This is a genomic window from Aliibacillus thermotolerans, assembly GCF_027853235.1.
Classification (GTDB): domain Bacteria; phylum Bacillota; class Bacilli; order Bacillales; family Marinococcaceae; genus Aliibacillus; species Aliibacillus thermotolerans.
Window position 1 is genome coordinate 1 of record NZ_WKJG01000047.1, and the last position, 15,851, is coordinate 15,851.

Below are 15,851 nucleotides of genomic sequence, written 5' to 3' on the forward strand. Positions count from 1 at the left end.
AGTTGCGAGAGTAGTTTTTATGAAACTGCCCTCGGGCAGTTTCATAAAAACTACTAACTTCGGCAACTGACTAAAAGTGTATGATCTTATTTATCGGAAACTGTATAATTTAGTTTATCAGTCACAAGACGTTAATTATTTTTTATAAAGGGTGATATGATGATACCAACTACACAATATTTATATCATTACAGGGGAGATAAAAATTTGAATGATGGATTATCTTTTTCTAATCAAAAAGATGCAATTAAAACATTCATTAGAAAACAGTTATTATCTCCCAATTTAAATTTTTTTATTGGCTCTGGCTGTTCATTTCCAGCTGTTCCTCTCATGGGAAAAACATTTAAATCATTGAAAAAAGATTTACATGATGCAGCACTAGGTAATTATAGGTCTGAGGAAAACGATGATATAGAGGGATACTTAAATTGGCTACATACTTCCTTAAACTTTTTTGAGAACTCTGATATAGATTATGAGAATATTGGAGAATTTCAAGAAAACTACGAACGAACTAAAAAGGGCCTAATTGAAAGTATAGATATTAATTATTACGAACATAAAGATGTGTTGAATTTTTATAAGGAATTTTATAATGAAATATTTTCCATAAGAAATAATAAGGATTTTTCTCCAGTGAATGTTTTTACTACAAATTACGATTTATTTAATGAATTAGCGATGGAAAATGCAAATATAAGATATACAAATGGATTTAGAGGCACTATGCAGAGAATATTTGATCCTACAGAGTTTCATTTAAGGTTGGTTGATGATGTAAATCGCTATAAAGATAAATGGAGTATTGTACGTAGATTTGTAAAGTTATATAAAATTCATGGTTCGATAGACTGGTTATATGATAGTAAAATAGGAAAAGTAGTACAACGGAGAGCCAATGAAGATGAATCAGAAAATGTTCTAATATATCCAACAATTCATAAGCATATTGAAACGCAGCAAACACCTTATTCAGAGCTTTTTAGGGAATTTTCTATAAATCTCCAAAAACCAAATAGCACTTTAGTAGTTGTGGGATATGGTTTTCCAGACCAGCATATTAATCAACTAATTTCACAGGCTCTAAGTAATGAGGATTTCACGCTGATTATCTTTAGTAGTTTATTAGAAGATAAGGCCAAAGAATTTTTTGAGAACCATAAAGATTTACTCAATATACATTTTATTGGAGGACGTATGATCCCGGCTGAAAAACCTAGTGACTCAGAAGATGGTCATCACTTTAGAAATATTTTAAGTTATATGAAGGCTGGTGAAGGTGATGACTAAAAATGCAATTGGAATAATTAATAAAGTGTTCTTTAATAAAATTGTAATAGAGGTACCTAATCCAAATGATATAGTGCATAATTCCCAAGGGGAATTATACATACTAAACGGACTAAATGATTTTGTAATTATTAATAAAGATGGCGCTAGTAAATACGTCTATCAAATTATTGGTTTATATGAACAGGAAAAAACACTATTTGAGGAGGAACAATCTAAATTTAGTGAAAAGGCATTTTTTGAAGCGGTACCAGTTGGAGAGATTGTCTTTAATAAATTTGAATATGGATTAGCTACGTTTCCAGTTATAGGCGAAGAAGTTTATTTAGCTAATAATGAAGAGATAGAAACCATATTAATGTCAGCCGATGATGACATATCTATTATATTAGGAAAACTTACTACACATAATGTAATGCCTAAAATAAATTTAGATAGTATATTAATTAATCATTCATGTATATTAGGAAACACAGGATCAGGTAAATCAACAACTGTACGTACATTTTTAAATGAAATAGCTAATTTAAAAGATCACAGTAATTTAGACATTTCAAAAGCAAATTTTATTATTTTTGATGTTCATGGTGAATATACAGATTTTCCTTCTGAAATGACCACAGAAGTAAAGGTTAAAGATATTTCTATAGATTTAAATGACCTAGTTACTGAAGATTGGATGAATTTACTTCAACCCTCAATCGCTGCACAGAGACCAATTTTACTTAATGGATTAAAATTAGCAAATATTATTGATTCTGATGATGAAAGTGTATCATGGATAAAGGCGTATAGTGCATTAGAAATATTTAATAATCAATCTACTGATGCGGTTGCAAAAAGGGCAAAAATTATGGGGTTACTAGAAAATATTGACTCAGTTGAAATAAAAGAATACCTAAAATATTATAATCCTAAATTTGGAAATTTTGATTCAGAGTATTACGATCAAAAATTCAGAAAGGCCATTAAATCGTATATTAAAAAATCTATTGGATACAGCTATGAAGAATGTCATGCATATTTAGTATCTTGTCTAGAAGAGGCGGAGAGCAAAGTAAAAAGTTTAAATGATTTGAAATTAGCTTTGGATATTGTGTTACTACTTGAAGAGGCAAAGGGAAACAATCAGATTCGAACATTCTGTTCGACTTTAATGACACGCCTAGATAACTTAATTGCAACATTTTCAAATAATTTATTTTCAGAGGATTTTACAAAGAAAGCGGAATTAGAAGATGCGTTACAGTGTGAAAAAACTTTTACAATATTAGACTGTTCATTTATTGATGATGATGTTTTGCTATTCTTTACAAGCCATATATTAAGAAGAGTTTTCCAAAATCAATATGATGAAAAAATGAAAAATGGAAGCATTTCTAAAATTTATAATTTTATTTTTGATGAGGCTCATAAGTATATTTCTGAATCGGAGAAAGACAGTATTGTTAATTACACAAAAATGTTTGAAATAGTTGCAAAAGAAGGCAGAAAGTTTGGCACCTTCTTGATGTTATCTAGTCAGAGGCCGAGTGAACTGTCTAAAACAGTTATATCACAATGTAATAACTTTATATTACATAGAATCCGTAATAATATAGATTTAGAGCAAATGAAAAGAAGTATACCGTATCTTAATGATGCACAAATGAATAGATTGTCATATTTGAAAACAGGTGTGGCATTGTTAGTAGGAGAGTCTTTTTCGATTCCATTGGAGATAAAAATTGATGGTGAACAGTACAGTGAAATATCAAAAACGTATTTACCATCACAATTATGGAAAAGAGAAGAATCTGTAGAAGTAGAATCCAACCTTGTTGAAACCGAATACTCAACTTCAGCTAAGTGAAATGGTAATATTAAGTCACAGCAAAGGTTGACATTTAGCTAAATTTAGAGTACTGAATAGTCTTAAAGGCTTTTTTTGAATTTACAGATAATTAAACCGAAGTAATCGAGAGGGAGAAATATGAAACTCTACATTTGTGGCAACGGTTTTGATCTACATCATGGTTATAAAACTAGATTTACCGATTATAAGGAATTTTTGCTAGAACATTATCCTTATTCGTTCTCAAATTTTGAAGAATTTAGATATCTAGACTTATCTTTATCAGATAAGTGGAGTGACTTAGAGCAATCTTTAACTATTAATTATGAAGAATGTATTGAAGATGCAATAAATGAGTTTTACCCGGACTTAAATGATGATAGTGATTCGAGATGGTATGCAATAGATATTGATTTAGAAGAACAAACAAAGTTCATCTATGATTTTACAGGCAAATACTTTATTGAATGGCTTAATCAAATAGATTTTAATAATACTAATAAAAAACTAAATCTAGATAATTCCTCTTTGTACCTTACATTCAATTACACCAGTACATTAGAGAAATTATATAATATAAGTCCGAATAATATCTATCATATTCATGGGAGTCTTGATTCGGTTGAGAATATGTTAGATTGGGTTATTCCAAGTTTTAAAACGATTGAAGATGCTGAGGTTGCCGAGCAACCGCAGGTTGATGAAATTAATAATGATATATGTAGAGAACAAATCCAATTTGGTTCAATTAGTAATGATGCTCAAAAAATTAAATTGGAATTACAAAAAAGGTTTAGTTATTATGATTTTTTTTCAGTTTCAATTGAACCAGCAATTGAACATATTATTGGATTTTGTGATGCCGCGTCAAAAAATATTAAGAAAAATTATAAGACATTAAGAGATTTTATTAGTGGGAAAAATATAAACGAAGTTATCATTATGGGACATTCAATCATGGGTGTTGATTTTCCGTACTACTCAGATGTGATTATCCCGGTGTTAAAGGATTGTTGTTGGAAATTTTACTGTTTTAGTGATGATGATAGAAAAAATACGTTCAAATTTATACAACGATTTTCATTGAATAATTTTTGTATAAAGGAATGGTAATTCAAAAAATTTAGGCAAACACTACTACATCAAGATGTCTGCGATTACTACTCAAGCCAGCTTGAGGAAGGAAACGGTGAATTCCGTGGAAGACCTCTTGGAGGGTGGAGCTACGGAAGGAAGTCTTGCGTTACCCAATCTTAATTGAACCGCCGTATACGCGAACCGTACGTACGGTGGTGTTAATCACCTCCTCCTACTCGATTAAAAAACAACGCTTCATTTTGTAAAACAGCGATGAATAAGTCTTATGAAGGCTAGAAATAGATGAAATTAGGAAAAAACAGGCCATATCATGGTTCATACAACCTGTTTTTACGAGAATCACGCAATGAAGTGTTGCATAAAAGATTCATGCGACAATTTTCGCATGAAACTCCCAGCGAATGTTCTCATGACATATTTACAACGTTGCAGGAAGATTCAGACGAGAAAACCGGCGTAGAATCGGCGTTTGGGTTTTTGTAGAATACGCACTTTCCGTGAGAGGAGTAAAGAAAATTAAAAATGAACATTCGGCGGGTAAAAATATACCTTCAGAAACCACTACAAAAATGGTTCCAAGCAAAATTTAGTGCTTGGAACCTTTCTTTTTTGACTTCTTTATTGCACGTGGAAAAAGGATTCCACTTTTTCTTGTTCTAAGATGTTTCCGACATAAAACGGTCCAAATTCGCTATACCGGGCGGACACTTCGTCAAAGCGCATTTCGTATACGAGCTTTTTAAACTGAATCGCTTCGTGGGCAAATAAAGTAACAGCCCATTCCCAATCATCGAGACCGGTGGAACCGGTAATAATCTGTTTTACTTTGCCGGCGTATTTTCTACCTGTCATTCCGTGAGCACGCATTAATTCTCGACGCTTTTCAATCGGCAAAGCGAACCAGTTATCGTCTCCTTCGCGTTTTTTATTCATTGGATAAAAGCAAATGTGGTTCCATTTCGGCAAGATTGGATAAATGCGATCACGAATTTCCGGGTTTTCTGTTGGATCACTTCCGTCTTCTGGAGGGATGTAGTTACCTAACTCCACGACGGATACGTAGGAATAAGTTGGAATCAAATATTCAGCGATGCGCAATTTATTCAATGAATTTTCGATTTCATTTAATTCATTTAAAGTAGGGCGTAAAATCATCATGATGATATCTGCCTTTTGTCCAACGACGGAATACAAAGCATGACTCCCCTCATGCTTGTCTTCCGTTTCTTGCCAGGATTCCAACATATTTAAAAACTCTTTCACCATGCTTTGACGCTCTTCACTCGGGACGAATTTCCAAGCGGCCCAGTCTATTTTGCGTAAATCATGCAGAGAAAACCAACCGTCTAACGTTTGAGATGCCTCGCTCATTATGTACCACTCCCAAAGAGATTTTTTTACATGTCATTTCCAGTATCCCTAGTTCCACTATATCATATTTCCCATTCTCACGGAAAGAAGAGCATTTTTGCTGAAACACTTCTAGACGTATTTTCGCGTTCGCCTAGATTGGCTGCCACCGCTTGTAGATGAATCGTGTCCGTACGACTGCATCGGAACGAGGACGTGGAATTTTCCACGCGACACAGATCAGCCAATCATTCCGCACGATGCAACTTATGATTACTTCGATTGTTGTTTCTCCATTGCTTTTCGGTTTCTTTCAATAATTCGGTCATAGTAATGATCGAAACGTTGCCATTCTGCTTCGGTTAAGGTAGAAGTTTTAATGATTGCGCCGTATTTTTGAAACGTCGTTAACAAGCGCCATTGGACGTCGGACGTTGATATGTGTTCTCCATATAATTCGGACAAAGAAGCCATCACTTCCGGTTGAATGTTTGGATATTCAACCCGTGTTTTTTCGCCACGCAAAGATCGTTCATAAAATCGTTTTAATAAACGAGCCCGTGCTGCACCACTTCCGGTAACAGCCATGTAGATTTGAACCGCTACCCCTCCACGAATGCGTCTTTGAGAAATTCCGGCAAATTTTTTCCCTGCGATGCTTAAATCATAATTTCCCGGGCAATAAGATCCGACAATTTCATACGCTTCGATTGGAGCGGGAGCGTCGTGGAACATGAGTTTTACTACTTCCCACATAAAATCGTAGCCGTCGTAAATGGAAAAGGATTTGTTTTCTTTAAAAATGAGTGATAAATTAAAAATACCTTCGTCCAGAACGACAGCAAGACCACCCGAATTACGAACAAATACGTTGTAATTGTTATTTTTTACTTCCTCCAACCCATCTTGTAAATAAGGAAGTCGACTATCTTGAATACCGAGCATCACTGTATTTGAATGGACCCAAGTTCGTATGACAGGTAAGGATGATCCTTCTCCCGTGGCCGTACATAGCGTATCATCCAGGGCAAAGGATTGAAGAGGATGAGTGTATAATCCTGAGGTGGAATGATCGATAAAACGCCAAGTTTGATTCATTTCCATGATTGTAAACTCCATTCTACTCTGATAAACGACAATTGTGTCTTTATTATATCATCATTGTTTGTGAAAACCTATGAAGAGAAGGGTGCCGATCCAATCTTTGATTCGTGAGAAAAAGGGAATAAATGTCCAAACTTAGACAGATGAGAATGGAAGCAGACGATATGGCGAAGGTAACGAAATATATTTTTAATTGCACTAGGGTCATTGTTGGTTTACTTTTACATTTCGTACCTACATCTATTTTTCATGCAGTAGATACATAAAACTCACGCCAACCGGACAACTGTATGCTAGTATTGGAACGGCTGGAGTACCAAGTGTCGGACTCCATGTTGACGATGGTTTTACAACAAGTCGGTTTGCCGGTAAAAGGAATTGCTTTAATTTTACGAGTTGACCGAATACTAGACATGTTGCGAACCCATTGGAGATGCCGTTTGCGCTTATGTCGTTGATCGGTTCGAGAATGACGAATCCAAATGCATGATGAGCAATTATCGGAAGAGGGAGCGGATCTTAGGATGCGCATGGGAAATCGCATGTTAGAAGAAGAGAAAGTATTTAAAGATCCAGTTCATCGTTATATTCACGTACGGGATGAATTAATTTGGGATTTAATTGGCACAAAAGAATTTCAACGGTTGCGCCGTATTCGTCAACTAGGTACGACTTTTCTCACCTTTCACGGAGCGGAACATACCCGTTTCAATCATTCTCTCGGTGTTTATGAAATTACGCGCCGCATTATCGAAAAGTTTGAAGGACGCCCCCATTGGGTACCAGAGGAGCGGCTGCTTTGTCTCAGTGCAGCGCTTCTTCATGATATTGGGCATGGCCCTTTTTCTCATTCCTTTGAAAAAGTCTTCCAAACGGATCACGAATGGTGGACACGGAAAATTATTACGGGAGACACGGAAGTGAGGGAAGTGCTTTCCCGAATGGGAGATGATTTTCCGCAAAAAGTTGCCGATGTCATTGAAAAAACGTATCCGAACAAATTAGTTGTGAGCTTAATTTCCAGCCAAATTGATGCGGATCGGATGGACTATTTACAGCGGGATGCTTTTTACACAGGAGTGAGTTACGGTCATTTTGATATGGAACGAATACTGCGGGTGATGCGTCCGATGGAAGATCAAGCAGTGATTAAATACACTGGCATGCACGCGGTAGAGGATTATATTATGAGTCGTTATCAAATGTACTGGCAAGTGTATTTTCACCCCGTCACAAGAAGTGCAGAAGTAATTTTAAGTAAAATTTTGCAGCGCGTGAAAGCATTAAGTGAATCCGGTTATTCGTTTCGTTATCCACCTGTTCATTTTGAAGGATTCTTTTCAGAAAAACCGTTATCGCTTTCCGATTATTTAGAGCTAGACGAATCGGTCGTAATGTATTATTTTCATATGTGGCAAAAAGAGGAGGATCCGATTTTAAAAGATTTATGTGAACGGTTTATGAATCGCCGTTTGTTCAAATATGTCGAGTTTCATCAAGAGCATTTCATGAACGAGTGGAGTCGGCTGGAACAGTTATTTCGCAAAATTGGCATTGATCCGGATTATTATTTAGTCATTGACTCTTCATCCGATCTTCCGTATGATTTTTATCGACCCGGCGAAGAAGAGGAAGAGCGTCTTCCTATCCACTTGATTATGCCTGACAATAGACTACGAGAACTATCACGCGAATCAGATATTGTGGAAGCAATTTCCGGAAAAAAACGAACGGATCATAAATTATATTATCCAGAGGAATGGTTACATACTCCTGGTGCTGAAAAAGAAAAACGAGAGATTTTACATATTTTACAAGCGCACCCAGGGAAGACGGAAACAGAATTTTAATTGATCAATCTTGTTTAGTGGAAAAGAATGGAGGATTTTTTGTGTTACCGGAACATGCAAAAATTATGGCACTTTTACAAGAAGCAGGAGAGATTGTCGGAAGGAAAAAATTGCAAAAAATCGTCTACATTGGGAAGAAAATGAAACTCCCTTTTCAAGAAAAATATACGTATCATATATACGGTCCATATTCCGAAGAGCTGACCTTGCGCATGGAAGAGCTATGCAGTTTAGGTTTTGTGAAAGAAGTCAAGGAACAAAAGGCAGGGTACGCGCAGTACTGTTATCATTTGACGGAAAATGGAGCGAGATTTCTCGATCAATTTCCGCTCTCATGGCCTGCGGAATATGCTCGTCCACTTGTTACAGCATTGAATGAGCGTAGCGCAAAATTTTTAGAACTCGTTTCTACAATGTTGTATTTCGAGGAGCTACCGAAAGAAGAAGTGAAGGAGAAAGTATTTACGTTAAAGAAAAGCCAAAACTTTACCGAAACGGATCTGGAAGAAGCATGGGATTTTATCGACTCCCTTCGAATGATTCCATTCCCCGTAAAATGAGTTCGAGATGGACCGAACTCATTTTCATTTTATACGACACATTTTTTATCGTTCCATTGAAATTCAAGTCGTATAGCGTATATACATGGTATTTTTTAGATTCTTGGTCGTATGAGTGGTGGAGTTTGAAGTCATCATTTTCTTCGTTTATAGTGTATGTTAGAAAAAGATGATTCGATTTTTAAAAGGAGACGATGGTAAATGAGTCTTTCTGATAAAAATAAAAAGAAACAATTTAAATCAAGTGGGTTTACGATTTTAAGCGGAGACGCGACAGATGGTCATGGTGGTTACGGAGTAGGGTCCATTAACCTTGATAACGTCACGCCTGTTTTTATTGATCCGGAAGAAGAGCGTGCTTTTATTGATATGGGAGCGTTACATGCTCGCTCGGAAGTGGAAAAACGCGTAAGATTTCATTCGGATAAAAGCAAAGTACCAAACGGGAAGTTATATTGGCTCGTTTGGGTAACGGTGGATCATAAAGAGGGGAAACCTTACTATGCCGGAGTTGGGGCATGTGAAATGTTAATTGAACGAGAAGAAAAACGTATTCGTAACGGCTATAAAAGCATGCCGGAACACGTCAACAATATGGATAAATCATTAAAAGGACGAATTGTAGTAGATCATATGGACGATTTTTCCAAAAAGATGCTCAGAGAATTTTTAAAAGGGTTCAACGAAGAGATGTGGAAGAATGCAAGCCCGGAGCTTCATGAGGCATTAAAAGTGGAAGAGGAATGAAATCTTGGCAAAACTATGAACGATTTTTGAACATTGTCTTTTCAACTTGTTCTTTACTTTCCATATCCATTAAACTAGATATACACATACACACACATCACTAGGACAACAAAGCGCGTGAGGGAGTTGAAACAGACCCCTCGCGCGTTTTGTTGTCTTTTACACGTTCGTCATTCATCTTGAGACGTTGTCACTGTGACTCCTTCTTCTGCAAACACTTTTTGAGCAGCTTTTAAAGCATTCAGCGCCCGTGGAAATCCTGTATACGGGATGAGGTGCATTATACAGCCGACAATTTCTTCCGGTGTTAAACCGACGACAAGCCCTGTTCTTATGTGCATCTCAATTTGCGGTGTTCCTTGTGCGACAAGCGCGGAAATCGTTGTCAGTACTTTTTGTTTGTTGTCTATTCCTGGTCGGGAATAAATGTCGCCAAAGGCAAATTCAACAACATATTTTTGTAAATCAGGTGCAATATCTTTAAATCCTTCCCCAACATCCATATGACCGGTTGGATGGTCATTGTCTGGATTCGTTAGTTCCATTAATTTGTCCATCCCTTTTTGATAACGATCTTCTGCCACGTCACAAACCTCCTCGTATGTTATCCCATCGCTTATGTTTGATATTTTGCTACCAACGTCAGTATATAATTTCTATGACAATAAGTAAAACTTACGTTAGAAAGGAAACCATCGTCTTAATCGATCGAGGAATTTTTCTTCTTTTTGAGCAATTTCTTCTTCCCGCTCTTCTGCGTCCATAGACTCTTCTAATAATTCCGTACATGAAGCTGTCGGTTCCGTTCCTTTTTCAAAGGCAATGGTGCGAGATGGTCCACATTCTTCAGAGGCAAGCAGTCCTGTTTCTTCATCAATTTCGACTTTTATCACAGAGTCGGGAGGTGAGAAGGCCATTTTTAATTCGTCTCGGAGGGCGTCGTTCATAAATTGCGCCCATATTTTTTTCGAAATTTGTCCTTCTTCGCGGTGGTTGATTGGTCGGTTGTCGTCATAACCAATCCACACCGCCGTTGTTAATTGCGGGCTAAAACCGGCCATCCAACTATCAAAACTAGTGGAGCCACTTTTTCCGGCAAGGGGACGATTAATGAAATGGGCGATGGGACGCCCTGTAACGGACGTATAGCTGTTCATCGAAGTATCAAACATTCCGGTCATCATATCGATAAGCACGTATGTTTTTGCTTCGTCGAACACTTTTTCCTTTGTCGGTTCACTTTCATAAAGGACTTCTCCTTCTTCATTCGTAATTTTCGTAATAAAACGCGGTGTGACGCGACTTCCCCCGTTGGCAATGGTGCTGTATCCTCGGGCAATGTCGAGGACGCGCACGTTTTCGGCTCCGAGGGCAAGGGATGGCAACGGAGAAAAATTTTCCGACACGCCGGCTTTTTCAGCGATGTCTACTAGCGTGTTTGGTCCAAGAAAAAGGTGGGTTTTGACGGCAAAAATGTTGTCTGATACTGCCAATGCTTCGCTCATAGTAATGAAATCATTGGCATATAAATCGCCATAATTTCCAGGAGCGTATACTTCTCCATTATCACCGATTTCAAACGTTGTTGGCTCACTTCGAAAAGCAGTGAGTGGAGTAAATCCATCTTCTAACGCAGCATAATATAAAAACGGTTTTAATAAAGAGCCGGGGGGCCGAGCGGTATGAATGGCTCGATTCCACGTGCTTTTTTCATAATCTTTTCCACCGACGAGAGCGCGGACATCTCCTGTTGTCGGATCCATGGCAACAAGGGCTGCTTCCAATTCGGAATGAGAGGGAATTTCTCGCTCAACCCATTTTTCTGCCTTTTCTTGCAATTCGGGATCGAGTGTCGTGTAAATGTGAAGTCCTCCTTGTTGTAGCATAGAAGCATCGATGTCTGGAATTTCTTCTTCGACAAGATGTTCGACATAATCTTGAAAAAAGAGTCCGGTGCGATTTTCTTCTAATTGTCCGGGAGAAGCAATAGATAAAGACGCTTCTTCTGCTTCCATCCGTTCTGTCGTCGTAATGACTCCTGTTTCTTCCATTGCATGCAGAACAATTTTTTGTCTCTCTTTTGCTCGATCATAATGATTAAAAGGAGAATAGTGAGACGGTCCTTTGGGAATCCCTGCTAAAAACGACGCTTCTGCAATGTTCAATTCGCTTGCTGATTTATCAAAATAAAGGCGTGAGGCCGCTTCAATCCCGTAAGCTCCGTGCCCAAAATAAATGGTATTTAAGTATCCTTCCAAAATGTCTTCTTTGTCGTAATGAGCTTCTAACCGAAGTGCGTAAAAGGCTTCTTCTATCTTTCTGGACCACGTTTTTTCATGAGTTAAGTATAAATTGCGAGCATATTGTTGGGTAATCGTACTTGCTCCTTGTACTTTTCCCCTTGCTTCTATGTTGGCGAGGATGGCGGAAATAATCCGTGGGATATCAAAACCGTGATGCTGGTAAAAGTCACGATCTTCAATAGCAATGATTGCATCGACAATGGCAGGGGACATCTCTTCTAATGCAATGGCGTAACGACGCTCTCCTTGATGATGTTCTCCAATGACGGAATGATCCGCCCCGTAAAAGGTCGTTGACGCTCCGCTTGGAATCGGAGGAGCCGCCATAAAAAGGCTAATCCCGATGACTGTTAATATTCCGACATTGGCAAGGATTCCGGCAATAAGGGCACTGCGGATCATCCAACGGAACCAACCAATTTTTTGAACAGATTGTTGTGTTTGTTGATATCTTGGCACTCTGGCAGTTGCCATCTTTCATCCTCCTTCCCTGCCGGTCGCATCTTCTATATTATTGTTGGTTAATTTTTCATCTTTTAAACAACTTTGTGTTTACCAATTGATAATCCGGGTGGTAAGTTTATTGTTTTTCCGAGATGGGAAAGATAACAAACACGAAGATAATACCTTCCCTTCACAGGGGAAGTAGGAGGAAAAAATGAGTGAGAATAATTTTTTTCAAGAGATGAGAAAACATTTAACGAAACGATTACAAGTATTAAAAGGAGAGCAAGAAGAGCGCCGACACGATGAAGAGTTTGCCCAAGAATCCGTTGGAGAATTGTCGAATTATGATAATCACCCGGCAGACCAAGGGACAGAATTATATGAACGAGAAAAAGATTTGGCGTTTTTTCGACGAGACGAGACGGAAGTAGAAGAGATTGAAAAAGCATTAGAGAGAATGGACGAAGGAACATATGGAAGGTGTGAAGTGTGCGGAAAAGAAATCCCGCGGGAACGATTAGAAGCGCTACCTACTGCCCTTCGTTGTGTAGAGCATGCAGAAGAAGAAATTCACGACAATCGACCAGTGGAAGAAGATTTCCTTATCCCTGGAAAAAGTGGCTTTACCGGACAAGTTGAACCAGATGTAGAACATGACCGTCTCGACGCAGAGGAGACATGGGAAAGTGTGGAACGGTATGGCACGTCCGATACTCCGTCTGACACGGGAGAAGAATACGAAGATTTATACGGAAGTAAGGATAAAGAGCGAGATGACTGACGTACTGCAGAAAAAAGTGGTGGACTCACCTTGTTGGTTGAGCTCGCCACTTTTTCGTTTGAAAGAGACCGGACTTTTCTTTTAGGAGCTTTTCAGGCGTGCGAGGATGGTGGAAACGTACGATGGACTGCTTAAGGTGTGTTTTCAATGTCATTTGTAATGTGTAGGAGTGTAGAGGAGCTGTCCAAAAAGTCATGATTGGTGATTTTTGGACATTTTTTTGTTACCGCTTCATCAAAAATTGCTTCTGAAAACGCTTCTTGGCCGAATAATGGCATGTTTCCAACACCAAATTGTTGATGGAAGTAAGTCATGGATAGTCATGCCATCGTTTCATATAAAAATAGCTAATGGAAGCAGGCCATGAATGGCTCATAACACTGCTTCAATCAAAAATGTCTGATGAAAGCAAGCCATGGATCGCTCATGCCGCCGTTTCATTCAAAAATAGTTTGTGGAAACAAGCGATGAATGGATCATGGCACCGTTTCAATCCAAACACCATTGTGAAAGCAATCCATGCACGATGTATGGCACCGTTTCGACGCTAATGATTGTTGAAAGGAACGCTCGATTTATTTTTCAGGACTTATTAGACAGCCTCTTTCAGTGACATCGATGGAAGAGAGTTTACAAGCATTTTAAGCAGACTTTGAAGTTTCCCCCGCCCGTAGGAGCATGGTGAGAATGGTTTTAGAGATGCTTCCGGAGTAAATTGAGAAGTGGAAGCGAGTTTGAGATGGTTTAAGCATGCTTTGAGGGATTATCTGACTTTGGTAGTACATAGAAGTTTGAAAAAGAATGACAACCGATAAGAGCGATCTTTTTTTGTTTTGTTATTGCCATTATTTGTATCCTCTTTTTCATCATCCTGTATTATGGTCGTGGGAGCGTTTTTTTAACAGGAATAGCATTTATTGCCACAACTCATGTATCCTTCCAGAAGAAAAAATAACTTTCTTTTGGAAGGGTTTTTTAAATAAACAATTGACACAAAATGATATCACGGCATATACTGTATATAAACATATAAACACATTCACACATATACACCTACCAATAGGAGGATGACAAAACAATGAAAGAATGGAAACAAGCGTGGAAGTTGGCGATGTATGAAGTGAAAGCCCACGGAATTCTCACTTATTTTCTATTAGTAGTCGCGTTACTCGTGATGACGTTGCTTGCTCGAGAGATATTCACAGCTTACGTAGAGAAAGGTCTTTTCATCCTTGATGCAGTGATGCTTATCATCCCTATGACCGTTGCGATGTGGGTGAAAGCAAAGCCCTTTCAATATCAGCGATTAGAAAATAATTTTTGGGCGTCTCCTTATTTCATTACTCTTTATTCTTTAGCGATTCCGAAAAATATTTTGATGAAGAGCAGATTTATAAACTATTATATTTGGTCCATTCCTTTTCATATATTGTTGTTTTTCTTTTTCTATCTTATTTCACCTGATGCGAGGGAGTTTTTTACAGTAGGAGAATATGTCGCCTTTTCCGTTGTTTGGATGAGTTACGGAATTGCTGCAGGTTCTCTTTATCCGGCCAGTGATTCCGGCGATTATGTTTCCAATTTGAAATTAACTGTTTACGGAATATTTTCCTTTGTTGGTCTGTTTTTTGTGATCGGAGTGATTCGTTTTGGCACAGGGCACGGGCTTGTTTACTGGACGATGATGGCTGCCCAATCAGCACCTATTATTACAATCATTGTGTCAATGGTTGTCGCAATGATCGGAGCAAAATATTGGCTTTCCTACATGGGACGACATATTGATAAGACTGATTATTTTTAAGGGAGAAATGGAGGAAAAGGAGGGATAAGTTGACGTGAAACTACCGATTCAATTATCCAATCAATCTCGTGTACCGATTTACCATCAAATCGAAGAACAAATGAAGGCGCTCATTGCAAGCGGACAATTACAAGAAGGAACAAAGCTTCCGTCCATTCGGGCGCTATCAAAAGATTTAGAGGTGAGTGTCATTACAACTAGAAGGGCTTATCAAAATTTAGAACAGCAAGGATTCATTATGACAAAGCAAGGAAAAGGGACATTTGTGGCAAATGTGGCGGAGACGATGAAGACAAAAGTGAAAGACCAAGCGGTGGAAGAAGCTTTTCGAGAAGCGATTGACGTTGCGAAACGCCACAATTACACCGATGAAGAAATTCAAACAATCTTTCAAGAGATGTTAAAGGGGGAAGTGTAATGGAAAATGTCGTACGTTTTCAACAAGTAACAAAACAAATTGACGACTTTACGTTAGGTCCCGTTAGTATCGATATTCCCACCGGTTTCGTTACAGCCCTCGTTGGTCCAAATGGTGCAGGGAAAAGTACGCTTCGTGAACTACTCGCCACTTAGCTAACGCTTGAAGTGGGAGCTTCTCAACTCCTCGACGAAAGCACTCTTTCGTCTCCTTGAGCGTTACTTCGGGCAGTCCCTGCCCTAGATGTCCGACGTTTCGGAGT

General features: G+C 38.2%; 16 protein-coding genes and 1 pseudogene. 12 read left to right on the forward strand and 5 right to left on the reverse strand.

The annotated features are described in order from the left end of the window. The first annotated feature begins 207 nt into the window (after positions 1-207). From GJS40_RS08190 to GJS40_RS08200, 3 genes are all read left to right on the forward strand, one after another. Positions 208-1,293: an SIR2 family protein gene (locus tag GJS40_RS08190; protein ID WP_270897396.1), complete on the forward strand. Its 1,086-nt coding sequence runs from the start codon at positions 208-210 to the stop codon at positions 1,291-1,293. Further along, positions 1,286-3,145 carry an ATP-binding protein gene (locus GJS40_RS08195; RefSeq protein WP_270897397.1) on the forward strand — a complete coding sequence of 620 codons (1,860 nt, stop codon included), beginning with the start codon at positions 1,286-1,288 and terminating at the stop codon, positions 3,143-3,145. Before GJS40_RS08190 ends, GJS40_RS08195 begins: the two co-directional genes overlap by 8 nt. Before the next feature lie 120 nt (positions 3,146-3,265). After that, entirely contained in the window at positions 3,266-4,240 is a 975-nt protein-coding gene (locus tag GJS40_RS08200; RefSeq protein ID WP_270897398.1) for a bacteriophage abortive infection AbiH family protein, read from the forward strand. Between the two features lie 603 nt (positions 4,241-4,843). Here GJS40_RS08200 and hemQ read toward each other — a convergent pair. Further along, entirely contained in the window at positions 4,844-5,596 is a 753-nt protein-coding gene (hemQ, locus tag GJS40_RS08205) for a hydrogen peroxide-dependent heme synthase (RefSeq protein WP_270897399.1), read from the reverse strand. 252 nt (positions 5,597-5,848) lie between these two features. Continuing rightward, the gene (locus tag GJS40_RS08210; protein WP_270897400.1) at positions 5,849-6,679 is read right to left on the reverse strand and encodes a lipoate--protein ligase family protein; all 831 of its coding nucleotides are present in this window, start codon (positions 6,677-6,679) and stop codon (positions 5,849-5,851) included. Between the two features lie 292 nt (positions 6,680-6,971). Between GJS40_RS08210 and GJS40_RS08215 the strand changes: the two are divergent. The 4 genes and pseudogenes from GJS40_RS08215 to GJS40_RS08230 all read left to right on the forward strand — a co-directional run. After that, positions 6,972-7,228, forward strand: a pseudogene (locus GJS40_RS08215) (cation:dicarboxylate symporter family transporter); the annotation flags it as partial. Then, complete coding sequence (locus tag GJS40_RS08220; RefSeq protein ID WP_270897411.1) at positions 7,204-8,529, forward strand: HD domain-containing protein; 1,326 nt, start codon at positions 7,204-7,206, stop codon at positions 8,527-8,529. The pseudogene GJS40_RS08215 and the gene GJS40_RS08220, both read left to right, overlap by 25 nt. A 41-nt stretch (positions 8,530-8,570) precedes the next feature. Then, positions 8,571-9,089 (forward strand): YwgA family protein, encoded by a 519-nt coding sequence (locus GJS40_RS08225; RefSeq protein ID WP_270897401.1) that lies wholly within the window; start codon positions 8,571-8,573, stop codon positions 9,087-9,089. A 201-nt stretch (positions 9,090-9,290) separates the two neighbouring features. Beyond that, positions 9,291-9,836: a YwhD family protein gene (locus tag GJS40_RS08230; protein ID WP_270897402.1), complete on the forward strand. Its 546-nt coding sequence runs from the start codon at positions 9,291-9,293 to the stop codon at positions 9,834-9,836. A gap of 170 nt (positions 9,837-10,006) precedes the next feature. Here the strand turns inward: GJS40_RS08230 and GJS40_RS08235 are convergent, their stop codons facing one another. Beyond that, positions 10,007-10,420, reverse strand: coding sequence for a carboxymuconolactone decarboxylase family protein (locus GJS40_RS08235; protein ID WP_270897403.1), 414 nt, complete (start codon positions 10,418-10,420; stop codon positions 10,007-10,009). Positions 10,421-10,516: 96 nt separating this feature from the next. Beyond that, the gene (locus GJS40_RS08240; protein WP_270897404.1) at positions 10,517-12,613 is read right to left on the reverse strand and encodes a transglycosylase domain-containing protein; all 2,097 of its coding nucleotides are present in this window, start codon (positions 12,611-12,613) and stop codon (positions 10,517-10,519) included. A 184-nt stretch (positions 12,614-12,797) separates the two neighbouring features. On the opposite strand from GJS40_RS08240, the gene GJS40_RS08245 reads away from it, so the two are divergent. Continuing rightward, on the forward strand, positions 12,798-13,367 hold the full coding sequence (locus GJS40_RS08245; protein ID WP_270897405.1) for a TraR/DksA C4-type zinc finger protein: 570 nt from the start codon (positions 12,798-12,800) through the stop codon (positions 13,365-13,367). A 131-nt stretch (positions 13,368-13,498) separates the two neighbouring features. Here GJS40_RS08245 and GJS40_RS08250 read toward each other — a convergent pair whose 3' ends face one another. Further along, on the reverse strand, positions 13,499-13,681 hold the full coding sequence (locus tag GJS40_RS08250; RefSeq protein WP_270897406.1) for a hypothetical protein: 183 nt from the start codon (positions 13,679-13,681) through the stop codon (positions 13,499-13,501). A 36-nt stretch (positions 13,682-13,717) separates the two neighbouring features. Here GJS40_RS08250 and GJS40_RS08255 point away from each other — a divergent pair, with 36 nt between their 5' ends. The 4 genes from GJS40_RS08255 (at position 13,718) to GJS40_RS08270 (ending at position 15,744) form a co-directional block, all read left to right on the forward strand. Beyond that, a complete protein-coding gene (locus GJS40_RS08255) occupies positions 13,718-13,918 on the forward strand; it encodes a hypothetical protein (protein WP_270897407.1) in 201 nt (66 codons plus the stop codon). Positions 13,919-14,445: 527 nt separating this feature from the next. Continuing rightward, the gene (locus GJS40_RS08260) at positions 14,446-15,171 is read left to right on the forward strand and encodes a hypothetical protein (RefSeq protein ID WP_270897408.1); all 726 of its coding nucleotides are present in this window, start codon (positions 14,446-14,448) and stop codon (positions 15,169-15,171) included. Between the two features lie 34 nt (positions 15,172-15,205). Continuing rightward, complete coding sequence (locus GJS40_RS08265; protein WP_270897409.1) at positions 15,206-15,589, forward strand: GntR family transcriptional regulator; 384 nt, start codon at positions 15,206-15,208, stop codon at positions 15,587-15,589. Further along, complete coding sequence (locus tag GJS40_RS08270) at positions 15,589-15,744, forward strand: ATP-binding cassette domain-containing protein (RefSeq protein ID WP_270897410.1); 156 nt, start codon at positions 15,589-15,591, stop codon at positions 15,742-15,744. The genes GJS40_RS08265 and GJS40_RS08270 overlap by 1 nt, the downstream gene beginning before the upstream one ends. Positions 15,745-15,851 lie beyond the last annotated feature (107 nt).